Raw genomic sequence first — 17,160 nt, forward strand, 5'->3', positions numbered from 1 at the left:
GGCGAAACAGCAGCCGGCTTGTGCTGGCATACTCAAAACGGTAAGCACCGGCCCTTCCGGTGTATGCGCCCTCACCGCGCACCGCCCCACCCCCATGCCCCCGCTGCCTCCGGTTACCAAAGCCTTCCTGCTGGCTTGCGTCGGCTTCTTCTGCCTCTTCGAACTCCTGCCCGGCCTGGCGCCCTGGTTCGAGCTGTGGCCGCTGAACTCCGGGGTCTTCATGCCCTGGCAAGTGCTCACCTATGCCTTCCTGCACGGCAGCTTCACGCACCTGCTGTTCAACATGCTGGGCCTGTGGATGTTCGGCGGTGAGCTGGAACGCGTCTGGGGCCCGAAGCGCTACACGCAGATCCTGGTGGCCAGCACGCTGACGGCCGCCGTCGTGCAGTTGATCTTCACGTTCGTGATCGGCTCACGCTCGCCGACAGTGGGTGCGTCGGGCGCGATCTTCGGCCTGCTGCTGTCCTTCGGCATGCTGTTCCCCAACCGCATCATCGTGCCGTTGATTCCGCCCATCCCGATGAAGGCCAAGTACTTCGTCGCCATCTTCGGCGGGCTGGAACTGATCCTCGGCTTCAACGGCGCCAGCGGCGTCGCCCATTTCGCCCACCTGGGCGGCATGCTGGGCGCCTGGCTGCTGATCCGCAGCTGGCGCTCGCCGCGCCGGCGCGGTTAGAGGCCTTCGCGCGGCGTCGGATAAAGCAGCTTCAGGCGCAACTCGCGCTTGAGCCGCGCGTTGACCAGCCGGCGCGACTCGCTCCAGAAGCTCAGCTGCATCGCGCTCATGCGTTCGGCCGCTTCCGTGCGCGTGATGCGCTCCGGGCGCGGCAGGCCGGCGAGGTCCGCAGCCAGGTCGAAGTAGTCGCCCATCAGCAGCTCGCTGTCGTCGCAGACGTTCACCGCGCGCTGCGGCAGACCGCGCAACAGCGCGAGCACGCAGGCACGGGCCAGGTCGTCGGCGTGGATGTGGTTGGTGAAGACATCGTCCTCGCGCCGCAGCACCGGCGTGCCGCGCGCCAGGCGCTCGCGCGGATGGCCGCCCTCGCGGTCGCGGGCGTAGATGCCCGGCACGCGCAGCAGGCTCACCTGCGTGCCGTGGCGGCGGCCGAAGGCGCGCAGTTGCATCTCGGCGTCGACACGGCGGCGGGCACGGTCGGTGGCGGGGTTCAGCGCCCGCGTCTCGTCGACCAGCACCCCGCCGCAGTCGCCGTAGACGCCGGTCGTGCTGACGTACACCAGGGCGTGCGGCGGCCGGCGCGCCAATGCGGCCAGCAGCTGCCGCGTGCGGACGTCGGACTCGCCGTCGCGAGCCGGTGGCGCCAGGTGCAGCACGCGGTCCGCCACGCTCGCCAACCGGCCCAGCGTGGCCGGCTCGTCGAGGTTGCCCAGCAGCGGCACGGCACCCGCGGAGCGAAGCTCGGCCGCACGCGCCGGTGTCGACGTCAGCGCGAACACGCGCCAGCGGCCGGCCAGCGCACGCAGCACACGCAGGCCGACGTCGCCGCAGCCAATGATCAGCAATCTGGAGGACATGCAGGGGTCGGGCAAAATGGCGGGCAGTCTACGGCCCCGGACTCCTCAGCGGGGCCGCTGCTTTTTGAAGCCCCATGTCCCATCAGATCACCATCCAGCCCGCCGGCCGCGTCTACCAGACCGAGGGCGACGACACCTTGCTCGCCGCCGCCATCCGCAATGGCGTGGGCCTGCCCTACGGCTGCAAGGACGGCGCCTGCGGCTCGTGCAAGAGCAAGCTGCTGGAAGGCGCCGTCATCCACGGCAACCACCAGCCCAAGGCCCTGTCGGCCGAGGAAGAAGCCGCGGGGTTCGTACTGACCTGCTGCGCGCGGCCCCAGACCGATTGCGTCGTCGAGGCCCGCACGGTGCCCGGCGCCGGCGAGTTCCCGGTGCTGAAGCTGCCCACCCGCGTGTCGGCCATCCTCAAGCCCGCGCCTGACGTGGCCGTGTTGACGATGCAGCTCGCCGCCAACCAGAACTTCCAGTTCCGCGCCGGCCAGTATGTCGAGTTCATCCTGCGCGACGGCTCGCGCCGCAGCTACTCGATGGCCAATGCGCCGCACAGCCTGCCGGGCCAGATCGAGCTGCACATCCGCCACATGCCCGGTGGCAAGTTCACGGACCATGTGTTCGGTGCGCTGAAGGAGAAGGACATCCTGCGCATGGAGGGGCCGTTCGGCAGCTTCTTCCTGCGCGAGGACAGCGACAAGCCCATCGTTCTGCTGGCCAGCGGCACGGGCTTCGCGCCCATCAAGGCCATCGTCGAGCGCGCCCGCCATATCGAGTCCAAGCGGCCGATGGTGCTGTACTGGGGTGCGCGCAAGCAGGCCGATCTCTACCTGAACGACTGGGCGGCACAGCTCGCCGCCGAATGCGCGGAGCTGACCTACGTGCCCGTGCTGTCCGAGCCCGACGCGGGCTGGACGGGGCGCACCGGCTTCGTCCACCGCGCCGTCATGGCGGACCTGCCGGACATGAGCGGTCACCAGGTCTATGCCTGTGGCGCGCCCATCATGGTGGACTCGGCGCAGAAGGACTTCGTCGAGCATTGCAAGCTGCCCGCGGAAGAGTTCTACGCCGACGCTTTCACGTCCGAGGCAGACAAGCACGGCAAAGCCTGACGTGAACATGTTCGAGCCGCCCTGGACCGACCCGGCCGACCTCGTCGGCTCGCTCAAGCGTGACGGCAAGGCCGTGCTCGCACCGGCCGCTCTCGGCGTGCTGGGCGTGTCCGCCGCGGCGCTGGACGCGCTCAAGCCCTGCTGGGACGACCTGCCGCCCGATGGCTACCTGCGCGACGGCGGGCGCTACCGCTTCCGCCGCCACGGCTGCTTCATCGCCGACGGCGGCACGCTGACGCTGGCACCCCACCGCGCCCACTGGCAGCCGCTGGACTACAACGCACTGCACGGTGGCCTGCAGCGCTGGTATGTGCCGCTGGAGCAGGCCATGGTGGCCTCGCCGGTGTGGTCGGCCCTGCTGCTGAACCTGGCGCGGGTCACTTCGGCATTGCGCGGCGAGCAGGCCTGGTTCATCGAAGCGCACCCGTTCCGCATCGACACCAGCGACGGCATCGGCCGGCCGACGCCCGAGGGCGCGCACCGCGACGGCGTCGACCTGGTGGCCGTGCTGATGGTGGGGCGCCACAACATAAAGGGTGGTGAGTCGCGCGTCTTCGAAGCCGCCGGGCCGGCCGGGCAGCGCTTCACGATGACCCAGCCCTGGACGACGCTGCTGCTCGACGACCAGCGCCTCATTCACGAGACGACGCCCATCCAGCCCCTGGACGTCGCCCAGCGCGGCTGGCGCGACACGCTGGTCATCACGTTGCGCAGCGGCGCATTCCAGGGCCCGCGGGAAGGCTGAAAGGGCCGCCGGCCGATAAACTCACGGACGGCCGCGCCACAAGCGCGGCCGTTTTTCCAACTGCCGCGCTCACCAAGCGCCCGACGCATGAACCCCACCTCCCTCTTCGGCCTGCCCGAGCAGGCCGCCCACGAGCGCGTGCTGCTCGCCACCGACCCGGCCACCGGCCTCAAGGCCATCCTCGCCGTGCACAGCACCGCGCGCGGCCCGGCCTTCGGCGGCTGCCGCCTCTGGCACTACGACTCCGAACTCGCCGCGCTGAACGACGCGCTGCGGCTGTCGCAGGGCATGAGCCTGAAGAACGCGCTGGCCGACCTGCCGTTCGGCGGCGGCAAGGCGGTCATCCTGAAGCCTGAGGGCAGCTTCGACCGCCCCGCCCTGTTCGCCGCCTTCGGCCGCGCCGTGCAGTCGCTGCAAGGCGCCTACATCACCGCCGAGGACGTCGGCACGACCACCGCGGACATGCGCGGCATGCAGGCCGTGACGTCCTATGTGAGCGGCATCCCGCGCGAAGGCGCGTTCGGTGGCGACCCCAGCCCCAAGACGGCCTGGGGCGTGTTCGTGGCCATCCAGGCCGGCGCCCGCCTGGTGCTCGGCCGCCCGTCGCTGGACGGCGTGCGCGTTGCGCTGCAAGGCCTGGGTGCCGTGGGCTGGCACCTGGCGGAGTTCCTGCACAACGCCGGCGCCCGGCTGGTGGTGGCTGACGTGGACGCGGGCAAGGTCGAACGCGCGGTCGCGCAGTTCGGTGCAGCGCCGGCGAGCGTGGCCGACATCCTCGCCGCCGACGTCGACGTGCTGGCGCCCTGCGCCCTCGGGGCCTCGCTGAACGAGCAGACCGTGCCGGCCATTCGCGCCAAGCTCATCGCTGGCGCCGCCAACAACCAGTTGGCCACGGCGGCCGACGGCGACGCGCTGCAGCGCCGTGGCATCTGCTACCTGCCCGACTACCTGGTGAACGCCGGCGGCATCATCAGCGTCGCCCGCGAGTACCGCGGCGAAGGCGAGGAAGCGGCCGTCATGGCCGAGGTCGGCAAGATCGCCGAGCGCGTCGAGGAGTTGCTGCAACGCGTGCAGAAGGCCGACTCGACGCCGGCCCGCGTGGCCGACGACTGGGCACGCTCCAAGCTCGTCCGGCAAGGCTGAGCGGCGCGAGCCCGGCGGGCGCGCGATTTGCCGCCCGCCTCTCGCGCCGACGCCGCCGGTGGCCAGCATCCAGCGCGTGCGCGTAGCGGCCGGCGGGACGGACGTGACAGCCGTCTGACCCACACCGCAAACACGAACGCCTGGCATCGCCAGGCGTTCGTTCATCCAAGCCGGCGTGCCGGCTACTCGCCGAGGTAGGCCGCGCGCACCTTGGGGTCGTTGAGCAGCGCCTGGCCCTCGCCGTCCATCGTCACCTCGCCGGACTCCATCACGTAGCCGCGGTTGGCCAGCTGCAGCGCGCGGCTGGCGTTCTGCTCGACGAGCAGCACCGTCACGCCCTGCTTGTGGATGTCGTTCACGACTTCGAAGATCTTGTCGACCATGATGGGCGACAGGCCCATGGAGGGCTCGTCCAGCAGCAGCACCTTGGGGCGTGCCATCAGCGCACGGCCCATGGCCAGCATCTGCTGCTCGCCGCCGGACATCGTGCCGGCCAGCTGCTTGGCGCGCTCCTTGAGGCGCGGGAAGAGGCCGAAGACCTTGTCGATGTCGGCCTGGATCTCGCCATCCTTGCGGTTGTAGGCGCCCATCAGCAGGTTCTCGGTGATGGTCATGCGGGTGAAGGTGCCGCGGCCCTCGGGCACCATGACCAGGCCTTGCTTGGCCAGGTCCCAGGCGCCCTGGCCCTTGATGGCCCGCCCCAGGTATTCGACGCTGCCGGCGGCCACGGGCTGCAGGCCGGTGATGGCCTTCAGCGTGGTCGTCTTGCCGGCGCCGTTGGCGCCGATCAGCGACACCAGTTCGCCCTCGCGCACCTCGAAGCTGACGCCCTTGACGGCCTGGATGCCGCCGTAGGCGACCTTCAGGCCGCTGACTTTGAGAAGGGTTTGTGCCATGTTCGTCGTCCCTCTCAGTGGTTCTTGTGGCCGGCGCCGAGGTAGGCCTCGATCACCTTCTCGTTGCGCTGCACTTCGTACGGCGTGCCTTCGGCGATCTGCTTGCCGTAGTCCAGCACCGTCACGCGGTCGCACAGGCCCATGACCAGCTTCACGTCGTGCTCGATGAGCAGGATGGTGCGGCCATCGTTGCGGATGCGGTCGATCAGCTCGCGCAGCACGACCTTCTCGGTCGCGTTCATGCCGGCCGCGGGCTCGTCGAGCGCGATGAGCTGCGGGTCGGTGGCCAGGGCCCGCGCGATCTCCAGGCGGCGCTGGTCCCCATAGCTCAGCGTGCGCGCCTTGTACTCCGCGTACTTGCCGATGCCGACGTAGTCCAGCAGCTCCTGGGAGCGCGCAGCGATGGCGGCTTCCTCGGCCTTGAACTTGGGCGTGCGCAGCACCGCGCCGATCAGGCCGGACTTGGTGCGGATGTGGCGACCCACCATCACGTTCTCAAGCGCCGTCATGTCGGCGAAGAGGCGGATGTTCTGGAAGGTGCGCGCGATGCCGGCCTTGGCGACCTGGTGCACGGCCTGCGGCGTGTAGGGCGTGCCGCCCAGCGAGAAGCTGCCGCCGTCGGGCGTGTACAGGCCGGTGAGGACGTTGAAGAAGGTCGTCTTGCCGGCACCGTTGGGGCCGATCAGTCCGTAGACCTGGCCGCGCTGGATCTGGATGCCGACGTCGGACAGGGCCTGGACGCCGCCGAAGCGCTTGGACGCGCCGCTGACGTTGAGAACGATGTTGTCGTGGGTGGTCATGGTGCCTTCCTCACTTCGCGGGGGCCGGAGCGGCCTTGCCGTGTTCCGGCGCCGGCCACAGGCCGCGCGGACGGATCAGCATGATGGTGATCATGGCCAGCGCCACCAGCAGCTGGCGCAGGATGGACGCGTCGATGCGGCCGTCGGTCAGCTGCTGGATGTCGCCCGCGACGTAGCGCAGCACCTCGGGCAGGGCCGCCAGCATCAGCGCGCCCAGGATGACGCCGGGGATGTGGCCGATGCCGCCCAGCACCACCATCGCGACGATCATGACCGACTCCTGCAGGCTGAAGGACTCCGGCGACACGAAGCCCTGGAAGCTCGCGAACATCGCACCGGCGACACCGCCGAAGGTGGCACCCATGCCGAAGGCCAGCAGCTTCAGGTTGCGGGTGTTGATGCCCATCGCCTTGGCGGCAATCTCGTCCTCGCGGATGGCCATCCAGGCGCGGCCGATGCGTGACTGCTCGAGCCGGTAGCAGATGATGACGCTGGCCACCACCAGGGCGAGGAAGAGGTAGTAGTACAGCGTCACCGACGGCAGCGTGTAGTCGCCGATCTGCAGCGGCTTGCCGAGGTCGATGCCGAAGAAGCGGAAGGAATCGATCTGGCCGATGCCGCGCGGACCGTTGGTGACGTTGACCGGGTACTCCAGGTTGTTCAGGAACACGCGGATGATTTCGCCGAAGCCCAGCGTCACGATGGCAAGGTAGTCGCCGCGCAGCTTCAGCGTCGGCGCACCGAGCGCGACGCCGAACAGCGCCGCGACGCCGGCCGCCAGCGGGATGACGATCCACAGCGGCGAGTGCAGCCCGGTCGGGAAAGCCGCCCGGAAGGCCTCGAAGTTCTCGCTGAGGTGGGGGCTGGCCATCAGCGCGAACAGGTAGGAGCCGACGGCGTAGAAGGCGACGTAGCCCAGGTCCAGCAGGCCGGCATAGCCGACCACGATGTTCAGGCCCAGGGCCAGCAGCACGTACAGCAGGGCCAGGTCGATGATGCGCACCGGGCCGTTGCCGAACTGCTGCGCGAACAGCGGCACGACAAGCAGGCCCACGGCCGCGATCAGGAAGGTGACGAGTTTCTTGGTTTGCATGGCGTTCCTCCGTCAGGCGCGATCAGCAACACGCTCGCCGAGCAGGCCCGAGGGGCGCAGCGTCAGCACAAGGATGAGGGCGACGAAGGCGAAGATGTCGGCGTAGTGGCTGCCCAGCACACCGCCGGTCAGGTCGCCGAGATAGCCCGCGCCGATGGCCTCGATGAGGCCCAGCAGCACGCCACCCACGACGGCGCCGGCCAGGTTGCCGATGCCGCCCAGCACCGCGGCCGTGAAGGCCTTCAGCCCGGGCATGAAGCCCATCGTGTGCTGCACGGTGCCGTAGTTGGCAGCCCACATCAGGCCGGCCACGGCCGCCAGCGCGGCGCCGATGACGAAGGTGGTGGAGATGATGAAGTCGGGCTTCACACCCATCAGGCCGGCCACGCGCGGGTTCTCGGCCGTGGCGCGCATCGCGCGGCCCAGCTTGGTGAAGTTCACGAGGTACATCAGGCCGGCCAGGATGCAGACCGTCAGGCCCAGGATCAGGCACTGCGTGACCGTGATGACCGGGCCACCGAGGTCGAACGGCGTCGTCGGCAGCAGCAGCGGGAAGGGCTTGGGGTTGGGCTTCCAGATGATCATCGCCAGCACCTGCAGCAGCAGCGACATGCCCATCGCGGTGATCAGCGGCGCCAGACGCGGCGCGTTGCGCAGCGGCCGGTAGGCGATCTTCTCGACCGCGTAGTTCAGCGTCGCGCAGATGACGATGGCGGCTGCCAGGCCGATCAGCATCAGCAGCCAGCCGGGGATGCCGGAATCGGCCAGCAGCGTGACGACCGTCCAGCTGACCATGGCGCCGACCATCAGGATCTCGCCGTGGGCGAAATTGATGAGGTTGATGATGCCGTAGACCATCGTGTAGCCCAGGGCGACCAGGGCATACATGCTCCCGAGCACCAGGCCGTTGATGATCTGTTGAATCAGAGTCTCCATGAGGGCTCCAGACAAGTTTGTAGGGCGCAGCATGCGCCACGCGACCCGGGGTGAATCGCAACCCTCGTGCCAAAACACAAAAACCAGCGGCGTTTCAAGGGTATTCACCGACCGCATGTAGCCGCCTGGTGTTCGATCCGTCCCGGGCAGCGGGTCAAGGTCGGATTTCACGAGTGTCAGCCGCCGCCGGCTGGGCGGAAATCCGCACAAACCGCACGCGCCGCGAGCGGTTCTCCGCCAGCGCTGAAAAAACCGCCGCAAGCCCTGCCCACGCGTGCCCGGCGTGGGCACACTACACGGCCCCGCTGCCATGGTTGTGCCCGAATCCCTCCGCCCACGCGCGCTGCGCCTGCTCCGTCTGCTGGGCCGGCCGGGCTTTCATCTCTTCCTGACCGGCCTGCTGATGGTGCTGGGCTTCGTGCTCGCGCACCGCCTCAGTGAACGCAGTGGCCGTGAGCAGCTGTCGGCGCTGAGCACCGAGCGGCTGGAGCTGTACGCCTCCAACCTCGCCGCCGAACTGGGGCGGCATGCCTCGCTGCCCAGCCTGCTGGCTATCGCGCCGACGCTGCAGGCGCTGATGCAGGCCCCCGACGATCCCGAGCGCCGCCGTGCCGCCAGCCACATGCTGGCCCGCGTCAACGTGCGCGCGGGCACGCACCAGATCTTCTTCGCCACGCCGCAGGGCCAGGTCTTGTCCGCCAGCGAGCCGCTGGCCCCGCCGGCCCGCCTGCCCGAGGCGCTTGCCCAGGGCCGCAGCCACTTCTTCGCCGCCGACCCCAACACCGGCAGCACCGACTTCTACCTGCTGCACCCGATGCGCCAGGCCAGCCAGGCGGCGGGCGTCATCGTCGTGCGCTTCAACCTTGCGCCGCTGGAGGCGACCTGGCTGGACCTCGGGCTGCGCTCGCAGGGTGAACGCATCCTCGTCGCCGACGACCAGGACGTGGTCATCATGAGCTCGGTGCAGGCCCTGAAGTACGCGGTGCTCGACCATGCCGACCCGTCGCGCCGCCAGGCCCTGCAGGCCAGCGCCCGCTACCCGCAGGCCATCGGCCCGGACCTCGACCTGCCCGCGTCGCTGGAGGTGCACCAGGGCCTGCAGGTCAAGCTGCCGCTGCCAGGGGCGAAGACCATGCTGGCCCAGCAGCGCCAGATCGTGCCGCTCGGGCTGCGCCTGGTGGCGCTGTCGGACCTGACCGAGGTGCGCCAGCGCGCGCAGCTGGCGGCCTGGGGCGGTGCGGCCTTCGGTGCGAGCGTGGGCCTGCTGGTGCTGCACCTGTCATCCCGGCGGCGCGCCCTGCGCCAGCTCACCCAGGCGCAGGCCGACCTGCGCCAGGCCCATGCGCAACTGGAGCAACTGGTCGACAGCCGCACCGCCGAGCTGCGTCAAACCAACGACGCGCTCAAGACCCAGATCGCCCAGCGCCTGCAGACCGAGGGCGAGCTGTTGCAGGCCAGCAAGCTGGCGGTGCTGGGCCAGATGTCGGCCGGGCTCTCACACGAGGTCAATCAGCCGCTGACCGCGCTGCGTGCGCTGGCGCGCAATTCCATGCGCCTGCTGGAGGCCGGCCGTCAAGATGCGGTGGCGGCCAACCTGCAGATCATGGACGACATGGTCGAGCGCATGAGCCAGATCACGCGGCAGCTCAAGAGCTTCGCCCGCAAGGCCGACGAGCAGGTCACCAGCGCGGTATCGCTGCTGGACTGCGTGCGCAACGCGCTGCTGCTGCTGGAGCACCGCAGCCGGGCGCTGGGCCTGGCCACCGAGATCGACCTGCCGCCCGGCCTGCGCGTGCGCGCCGAGGCCAACCGGCTGGAGCAGGTGCTGGTCAACCTGTTCGGCAACGCCATCGACGCGATGCAGCACGAGGCCGAGCGGCGGCTGCGCGTGCGCGCCGTCGCACAGGACGCGGGCCAGCGCGTGCTGGTGCAAGTGCAGGACTGCGGCCCTGGCGTCGGCGAGGCGGACCTGGCCCGCCTCTTCGAGCCCTTCTTCACGACCAAGCCGGCCGGCGAGGGCCTGGGGCTCGGCCTGGTCATTTCGGCCAAGATCGTGCATGAGTTCGGCGGCACGCTGCGTGCCGAGAAGCTCGCGCAGGGCATGAGTTTCGAGTTCGACCTCGCCGTCGAGAGCTGGACCGCCGTACCGGAGACCCATGATGTTTGAAGGCTACAAGGTCGTGTTCGTCGAGGACGACCTGCCGGTGCGGGTCAGCCTGACCCAGACGCTGGAACTGGAGGGCCTCGCCGTCGTCCCCTGCCGCAGCGCAGAAGAAGCCCTGCCCCACATCCAGCCCGGCGCACCCATCGTCGTCATCACCGACGTGCGCCTGCCCGGCATGGACGGCCGCGCGCTGCTGGCGCGTGTGCAGGCGACGGACCCGGGCATCCCCACCATCCTCATCACCGCCCATGGCGACGTCGCGATGGCCGTGCAGTCCATGCGCGCCGGCGCCTACGACTTCATCGAGAAGCCCTTTGCACCGGAGCGCCTGCTGGACGTGGCCCGCCGCGCGCTGGACCTGCGCACGCTGCGCCACTCGGCCGACGAGCTGCGCGCGCAATTGCAGCGCGCCAGTGGCATCGAAGCGGCACTGCTCGGCCAATCGCCCGCCATGCAGCAGCTGCGCCGCCAGGTGCTGAACCTCGCCGGCACGTCGGCCGACGTGCTCATCGTCGGCGAGACCGGCACCGGCAAGGAGCTGGTGGCCCGCTGCCTGCACGACCAGAGCGGGCGGCGTGACCGGCATTTCGTCGCCATCAACTGCGGTGGACTCCCGGAGGCGCTGTTCGAGAGCGAGCTGTTCGGCCACGAGCCGGGCTCGTTCACGTCGGCCGCCAAGCGCCGCATCGGCAAGATCGAGCACGCCAACGGCGGCACGCTGCTGCTCGACGAGATCGAGACCATGCCCATCGCGCTGCAGATCAAGCTGCTGCGTGTGCTGCAGGAGCGGCGCGTGGAACGCCTTGGCTCGAACGAGGAGCTGCCCATCAACGTGCGCTTCATCGCGGCCAGCAAGTCGGACCTGAAGGAGCAGGCAGCCAAGGGCGAGTTCCGCAGCGACCTCTACTACCGCCTGAACATCGCCACGCTGAACCTGCCGCCGCTGCGCGAGCGCCGCGAGGACATCCCGCTGCTGTTCGAGCACTTCGTCGCCCAGGCCTGCGCCCGCTACGAGCGCGCCGCGCCCGAGCTGACACCCGAGAAGCTGCGCGAGCTGATGGCCCACGACTGGCCCGGCAACGTACGCGAGATCCGCAATGCGGCCGACCGCTTCGTGCTGGCGCTGGACGACCTCGACCCGCAAGCCGCACTGCAGGCCGTGCCGGCGCTCAACCTGGCCCGGCAGATGGACCTCGTTGAGAAAACGCTGATCGAGCAGGCCCTGCGCCGCGCGCAGGGCAAGGTGCCCGCGGCGATGGAGCTGCTGGGCACGCCCCGCAAGACGCTGTACGACAAGCTGCACCGACACGGCATCGTGCTGGACGACTTCCGCTAGATTTGCGAGTCAGGAGGCCGCTCATGAAGTTCGCGCCTGAGAAGTCCGGCAACCCTTTGAACACCGCCGTGGTGGGCGTCATCGCCCATGGCTTGGCGTTTGGCGGCGCGGGTTTGGCCCTTTACTGGTCCCTGCAGGACCATTCGTTCCTGCCCCTGGGGATTGCGTTCGCAGTCCTCACAGGCCTGGAAGGCCTGTTCGTCTACGCCAGCCGGCGCTGAATCAGCGATAACGCTCCGGGTCCGGCGAATCCGTCGGGTTCGCGATCACGCGGCGGAAGGCCGCGCTCATCGGCAGCTTCAGGTTCAGGCCCTGGGACGGCAGCGGCGACTCGAACCAGCGGCGGTAGATGGCGTGGATCTCGCCGCTGTGGTACAGGCCCGCCAGCACCTCATCCACCAGCGCCTTGAACTGCGGGTCGCCCTTGCGCAGGCCGATAGCGTAAGGCTCCACCGTCATCGCGGTGTCGGAGATGCGGTAGTCGTCCGCGCCCGGCCCCTGCTGGGCCAGCAAGGCGCGCAGCAGCACGTCGTCCATCAGAAAGGCCGCGGCGCGGCCGCTGCGCAGCAGCTGGAAGCCTTCGGGGTCGTCCAGCCCGCCCAGGATGCGTATGCCCAGCGCCTGCTCGTCATTGACCTTGGCCAGGTGCTGGATGCTGGTCGTGCCGATGGTGGACGCGACCAGTTGGCCGCGCAGGTCCGACAGCCTCTGCACGCGCCTGGCCGTGCGCGTCAACAGCCGGCTCTCGGCGACGAAGATGGTCAGCGAGAAGGCCTGGCTGCGCGCCCGCTCGGCCGTGTGCGTGGTGATGCCGCACTCCATGTCCAGCGTGCCGTTGATGACCAGCGGCATGCGCGTGGCCGAAGCCACCTCGACGCGGCGCACCTCCAGGTCGGGCAGTTGCAGCTTCTCGCGCACGGCGGCGACGACGCGGTCGCACAGCTCGACCGTGTAGCCGGTGGGGCGCAACTGGGCGTCCAGATAGGAGAACGGCAACGAGGCCGGGCGGTAGCCGATGACGATGACGCCGGTGTCCCGCACGCGCGTGAGCGTGGGGCCATCGGCCGCCTGAGCCGTGCCGAAGCAAAGCGCCAAGCCAGCGCAGGCTGTCGCGCTAGCTCTCAGCAGCCGCTTCATCGTCCAGCCGGCGAAGTTCGGCCAGCTTGTCTGCAATGCGCAGCTCCATCCCGCGCGGCACCGGCTCGTACCAGCGCTGGTGCTCCAGGCCGTCGGGCAGGTATTGCTCGCCGGCAGCGTAGCCGCCCGGCTCGTCATGCGCATAACGATAGGCCTTGCCGTAGCCCAGCTCCTTCATCAGCTTGGTCGGTGCATTGCGCAGGTGCACCGGCACCGGGCGGGACTGGTCCTGCTTGACGAAGGCCTTGACCGCGTTGAAGGCCTTGTAGACGGCGTTGGATTTGGGCGCGATGGCCAGGTAGACGACGGCCTCGGCCAGCGCCAGCTCGCCCTCGGGCGAACCCAGCCGCTCGTAGGTCTCGGCCGCATCCAGCGTGATGCGCAGCGCGCGCGGGTCGGCCAGGCCGATGTCCTCGCTGGCCATGCGGATGAGGCGGCGCGCGATGTAGCGGGCGTCGACGCCGCCGTCCACCATGCGCACGAACCAGTACAGCGACGCGTCCGGGTTACTGCCGCGCACCGACTTGTGCAGGGCGCTGATGACGTCGTAGAACTGGTCGCCGCCCTTGTCATAACGGCGCAACTGCTCGCCCAAGGTGCGTTCCAGCAACCCCTCGTCGATGCGGGCGCCGCCGGCCAGTGCGGCGGCTGATTCAAGGGCGTTCAGGAGCCGGCGGGCATCGCCGTCCGCATAGCCGATGAGGCGGTCGGCGGCCTGCTGGGTCGGCGGCTCGATGCCCAGCTCGGCGGCGCCGCGGGCGATGAGCTGCTGCAGCTCCTGCGCGTCCAGGCTCTTGAGCACCTGCACCTGGGCGCGCGACAGCAAGGCCGAGTTGACCTCGAAGCTGGGGTTCTCGGTCGTCGCGCCGATGAAGGTGAACAGGCCCGATTCGACATGCGGCAGGAAGGCGTCCTGCTGGGCCTTGTTGAAGCGGTGCACCTCGTCGACGAAGACCACCGTGCGCCGGCCCTGCTGCGCGGCGATCTGCGCGCGGTCCACGGCCTCGCGGATGTCCTTCACCCCGCCCAGCACCGCCGAGATGGCGATGAACTGCGCATCGAAGGCGCCCGCCACCAGCCGCGCCAGGGTCGTCTTGCCGACGCCCGGCGGGCCCCACAGGATCATGCTTTGCAGCCGCCCGGCCTCGAAGGCCGTGCGCAGCGGCATGCCGGGGCCCAGCAGGTGGCGCTGGCCGATGACCTCGTCCAGCGTCTTGGGCCGCAGCCGCTCGGCCAGCGGCTGGGCAGGCGGCTCGGCGGCGAACAGATCCGTCATTGCTCGATGAGATCGGCCCCGGCCGGCAGCTTGAACTGGAAGCGCTCGGCCGCGACGGGCACGTTGGTCTGCACGGCGCTGAAGTCCAGCCGCGAGCGCTGACCGAAGGCGTCGACGATCTCCATCGCGGCGAGCTCCTTGCCCTTGAAGCCGAGCTTGAGGGACTGGATGGTGGACTCAGCCTGCTTGGCATCGGCCTGCTTGGGCACGGCCAGCACCCAATCCAGGCCGCCGTCGCTGGGCTGCGCCTTCAACGTGAAGTCACGCTCCAGGTTGGCGCCCGCGAGCAGCGCGGCAGGCGTGGCACCCAAAGCATCGGCCAGCTTGCGGGAGCTGGCCTGGTTGAGGTCGGCGTCGTAGATCCAGACCTTCTGCCCATCCGCGACGATGACCTGCTCGAACGGCTTGGCGTACGCAAAGCGGAACTGGTTGGGCCGCTGGAACTCGAACGAGCCGGACGACACCTTCTTGCGCTTGCCATCCGGCGACGTGACCGTCTGCGTGAAGTTGGCCTTGCCGCTCTTCACGTCGCGGCCGAAATCGCGCAGCGCGTCGACCGCGTCGGCATGGGCGACGCTGGCGATCAGCAGCGTCAGGCTGAGGAGGATGCGCTTCATTCGTCTCGTTTCGGAATAATCAACTCGCGGCTGCCGTTGGAGGCCAGGGCGCCGACGAGACCGGACTTTTCCATCTGCTCCAGCAGCCGCGCGGCGCGGTTGTAGCCGATGCGCAGGTGTCGCTGCACCAGCGAGATGGACGCCTTGCGGTGCTGCAGCACGATGGCCACGGCCTGGTCGTACATCGGGTCGGCCTCGCCGGCCGCTTCGCCGGGCGCAGGTGCCTCGCCGCCCATGTCGTCGAGTACGCCGCCTTCGAGAATGCCTTCGATGTAATTCGGTTCACCCTGGGACTTGATGTACTCCACAACGCGGTGGACCTCGTCGTCGCTGACAAAGGCGCCGTGCACGCGGATGGGCAGGCCGGTGCCGGAGGGCATGTAGAGCATGTCGCCCATGCCCAGTAGCGCCTCGGCGCCCATCTGGTCGAGGATGGTGCGACTGTCGATCTTGGAGCTGACCTGGAAGGACAGCCGTGTCGGGATGTTGGCCTTGATGAGGCCGGTGATGACGTCCACCGACGGTCGCTGCGTGGCCAGGATCAGATGGATGCCCGCCGCCCGCGCCTTCTGCGCCAGCCGCGCGATCAGTTCCTCGATCTTCTTGCCGACCACCATCATCAGGTCGGCCAGTTCGTCGATGACGACGACGATGAAGGGCAGCTTTTGCAGGGGCTCGGGTTCCTCGGGCGTCAGGCTAAACGGGTTGGGGATGCTGATGCCGTTGGCCTCGGACTCGGCTATCTTTTTGTTGTAGCCGGCGAGGTTGCGCACGCCCATCTTGGACATGAGCTTGTAGCGCCGCTCCATCTCGCCGACACACCAGTTCAACGCATTGCCGGCCTGCTTCATGTCCGTCACGACCGGCGCCAGCAGGTGCGGGATGCCCTCGTAGACGCTCATCTCCAGCATCTTGGGGTCGATGAGGATGAGACGGACGTCGCGGGCCTCGGCTTTGTAGAGCAGGCTGAGGATCATCGCGTTGATGCCCACCGACTTGCCCGAACCGGTCGTGCCGGCCACCAGGCAGTGCGGCATCTTGGCGAGGTCAGCCACGACGGGCAGGCCGATGATGTCCTTGCCCAGGCCCATGGTCAGCTGGGATGCGGCGTCAGCATAGACCTGCGAGCCGAGGATCTCCGACAAGCGGATGGTCTGGCGGCGCGCATTGGGCAGCTCCAGCGCCATGTAGTTCTTGCCGGGAATGGTCTCGACGACGCGGATGGACACGAGGCTGAGTGAGCGCGCCAGGTCTTTGGCCAGCCCGACGATCTGCGAGCCCTTCACGCCGGTGGCCGGCTCGATCTCGTAGCGCGTGATGACCGGCCCGGGCGACGCAGCGACGACATGCACTTCCACGCCGAAATCGCGCAGCTTCTTCTCGATGAGACGGCTGGTCATCTCCAGCGACTCGGGCGTGACCGTCTCCTGTCGGCCAGGCGCGGCATCCAGCAGGTCGACCTGCGGGAGCTTGGCGTCACCCGCATCGATGAACAGCGTCTGCTGGCGCTCTTTGGCCACGCGCGTGGACTGCGGCACCTCGACGACGGGCGCCTCGATGACCAGGGGCGCGTGCTCCGCCCCGCCCTGCTCCCACTGGCGCTCGATCTGGCGCTCCACCTCGACCTCGTGCTCACGCTCCTTGACGGCCTGCTCGCCGGCCTTCTGGTCCGCCTTGATCTCGCGCTTTTCGATGCGTTTCTCGCGCAACTCTTCGATGCGCTCGCCGATGCGCTCGGCCAGATGGCCCCACGAGAAGCGGAACGCCCACGACAAGCCGGTCAGCAGCAGCACGATCCAAACGACGCCGGAACCGGCAAAGCCCAGGCCCTTCATGCCCAGCGGCCCGAGCGTGTAGCCAACGAGGCCGCCCGCATGCCCCGGCAGGCGCGGCTCTAGGGCGTAGAGGCGGCTCCACTCCAGCGCGCAGCTCGCGCCGATCAGCAGCACGAGGCCGGCCCACCAGCGTGCCCGCTGGCTCCAGCGTGGCGCCGGCAGCACGTCATGTCGCAACACGCCGGCCAGGCCGCGCAACCAGCCACGCAGCGCCAGCAGCGGCAGCCACCAGGCGGAGAAGCCGAACAGGAACAGTAGCCCGTCCGACAGCCACGCACCGAAGCTGCCGACGCGGTTGCCGACGAGGTCGCGCTGGCCGCTGGTGCTGAAGGCGGCATCGCGCAGGTCATGCGTGGTCATGGCAAGCACGAGCAGGGCTAACAGCAGGGCCGTCAAGGCCAACCATAGCGGCGTGCGCAACAGCCGCGAGGCAGCGGACGGCGGCGGGGCCGCGGGTTTGGGCGCCTGTCGGCGGGCAGGTTTGGCGGCAGCGGGTTCGCCGGCGGTCTCATCGCCGCCCAGCAGGGAACCGAGGGGAAAACTCAT

The 17,160-nt window shown here is 69.1% G+C and carries 16 protein-coding genes; 7 read left to right on the forward strand and 9 right to left on the reverse strand.

The annotated features are described in order from the left end of the window. The first annotated feature begins 94 nt into the window (after positions 1-94). Positions 95-676, forward strand: a complete 582-nt coding sequence (locus tag ASD35_RS20335; RefSeq protein WP_056876767.1) for a rhomboid family intramembrane serine protease — start codon at positions 95-97, stop codon at positions 674-676. On the opposite strand, the gene ASD35_RS20340 is transcribed toward ASD35_RS20335, so the two are convergent. Continuing rightward, a complete protein-coding gene (locus ASD35_RS20340; RefSeq protein ID WP_056876768.1) occupies positions 673-1,533 on the reverse strand; it encodes an SDR family oxidoreductase in 861 nt (286 codons plus the stop codon). The genes ASD35_RS20335 and ASD35_RS20340 overlap by 4 nt on opposite strands. Positions 1,534-1,607: 74 nt before the next feature. Here ASD35_RS20340 and ASD35_RS20345 point away from each other — a divergent pair, with 74 nt between their 5' ends. The 3 genes from ASD35_RS20345 to ASD35_RS20355 all read left to right on the forward strand — a co-directional run bounded on the left by ASD35_RS20345 (position 1,608) and on the right by ASD35_RS20355 (position 4,524). Beyond that, positions 1,608-2,636 carry a CDP-6-deoxy-delta-3,4-glucoseen reductase gene (locus tag ASD35_RS20345; RefSeq protein ID WP_056876769.1) on the forward strand — a complete coding sequence of 343 codons (1,029 nt, stop codon included), beginning with the start codon at positions 1,608-1,610 and terminating at the stop codon, positions 2,634-2,636. Between the two features lie 7 nt (positions 2,637-2,643). Beyond that, positions 2,644-3,381 carry a 2OG-Fe dioxygenase family protein gene (locus ASD35_RS20350; RefSeq protein ID WP_200956076.1) on the forward strand — a complete coding sequence of 246 codons (738 nt, stop codon included), beginning with the start codon at positions 2,644-2,646 and terminating at the stop codon, positions 3,379-3,381. 87 nt (positions 3,382-3,468) lie between these two features. Then, positions 3,469-4,524: a Glu/Leu/Phe/Val dehydrogenase dimerization domain-containing protein gene (locus ASD35_RS20355; RefSeq protein WP_056876771.1), complete on the forward strand. Its 1,056-nt coding sequence runs from the start codon at positions 3,469-3,471 to the stop codon at positions 4,522-4,524. Between the two features lie 182 nt (positions 4,525-4,706). Here the strand turns inward: ASD35_RS20355 and ASD35_RS20360 are convergent, their stop codons facing one another. Genes ASD35_RS20360 through ASD35_RS20375 form a run of 4 tightly spaced genes read right to left on the reverse strand, consistent with a single transcriptional unit; the run spans position 4,707 to position 8,249 of the window. Beyond that, the gene (locus ASD35_RS20360) at positions 4,707-5,420 is read right to left on the reverse strand and encodes an ABC transporter ATP-binding protein (protein ID WP_056876772.1); all 714 of its coding nucleotides are present in this window, start codon (positions 5,418-5,420) and stop codon (positions 4,707-4,709) included. A gap of 14 nt (positions 5,421-5,434) precedes the next feature. After that, complete coding sequence (locus tag ASD35_RS20365) at positions 5,435-6,220, reverse strand: ABC transporter ATP-binding protein (RefSeq protein ID WP_056876773.1); 786 nt, start codon at positions 6,218-6,220, stop codon at positions 5,435-5,437. 10 nt (positions 6,221-6,230) lie between these two features. Next, the gene (locus ASD35_RS20370) at positions 6,231-7,313 is read right to left on the reverse strand and encodes a branched-chain amino acid ABC transporter permease (protein WP_056876774.1); all 1,083 of its coding nucleotides are present in this window, start codon (positions 7,311-7,313) and stop codon (positions 6,231-6,233) included. A 12-nt stretch (positions 7,314-7,325) separates the two neighbouring features. After that, the gene (locus tag ASD35_RS20375) at positions 7,326-8,249 is read right to left on the reverse strand and encodes a branched-chain amino acid ABC transporter permease (RefSeq protein ID WP_056876775.1); all 924 of its coding nucleotides are present in this window, start codon (positions 8,247-8,249) and stop codon (positions 7,326-7,328) included. Positions 8,250-8,565: 316 nt separating this feature from the next. Between ASD35_RS20375 and ASD35_RS20380 the strand changes: the two genes are divergently transcribed. From ASD35_RS20380 to ASD35_RS20390, 3 genes are read left to right on the forward strand one after another with little or no spacing between them, the layout of a single operon-like run. After that, positions 8,566-10,416 carry an ATP-binding protein gene (locus ASD35_RS20380; protein WP_056876776.1) on the forward strand — a complete coding sequence of 617 codons (1,851 nt, stop codon included), beginning with the start codon at positions 8,566-8,568 and terminating at the stop codon, positions 10,414-10,416. After that, on the forward strand, positions 10,409-11,749 hold the full coding sequence (locus ASD35_RS20385) for a sigma-54 dependent transcriptional regulator (protein ID WP_056876777.1): 1,341 nt from the start codon (positions 10,409-10,411) through the stop codon (positions 11,747-11,749). The genes ASD35_RS20380 and ASD35_RS20385 overlap by 8 nt, the downstream gene beginning before the upstream one ends. Positions 11,750-11,772: 23 nt before the next feature. Continuing rightward, positions 11,773-11,970 (forward strand): hypothetical protein, encoded by a 198-nt coding sequence (locus ASD35_RS20390; RefSeq protein WP_056876778.1) that lies wholly within the window; start codon positions 11,773-11,775, stop codon positions 11,968-11,970. A 1-nt stretch (position 11,971) separates the two neighbouring features. Here the strand turns inward: ASD35_RS20390 and ASD35_RS20395 are convergent, their stop codons facing one another. From ASD35_RS20395 to ASD35_RS20410, 4 genes are read right to left on the reverse strand one after another with little or no spacing between them, the layout of a single operon-like run. Next, positions 11,972-12,922 (reverse strand): amino acid ABC transporter substrate-binding protein, encoded by a 951-nt coding sequence (locus tag ASD35_RS20395; protein WP_157275677.1) that lies wholly within the window; start codon positions 12,920-12,922, stop codon positions 11,972-11,974. Beyond that, positions 12,864-14,162, reverse strand: a complete 1,299-nt coding sequence (locus tag ASD35_RS20400; RefSeq protein WP_056876780.1) for a replication-associated recombination protein A — start codon at positions 14,160-14,162, stop codon at positions 12,864-12,866. The genes ASD35_RS20395 and ASD35_RS20400 overlap by 59 nt, the downstream gene beginning before the upstream one ends. Next, a complete protein-coding gene (gene lolA / locus ASD35_RS20405; RefSeq protein ID WP_056876781.1) occupies positions 14,159-14,779 on the reverse strand; it encodes an outer membrane lipoprotein chaperone LolA in 621 nt (206 codons plus the stop codon). Before lolA ends, ASD35_RS20400 begins: the two co-directional genes overlap by 4 nt. Next, positions 14,776-17,160, reverse strand: coding sequence for a DNA translocase FtsK (locus ASD35_RS20410; RefSeq protein ID WP_056876782.1), 2,385 nt, complete (start codon positions 17,158-17,160; stop codon positions 14,776-14,778). Before ASD35_RS20410 ends, lolA begins: the two co-directional genes overlap by 4 nt.

The organism is Pelomonas sp. Root1444 (genome assembly GCF_001426885.1).
Taxonomy (GTDB): Bacteria; Pseudomonadota; Gammaproteobacteria; order Burkholderiales; family Burkholderiaceae_C; genus Pelomonas.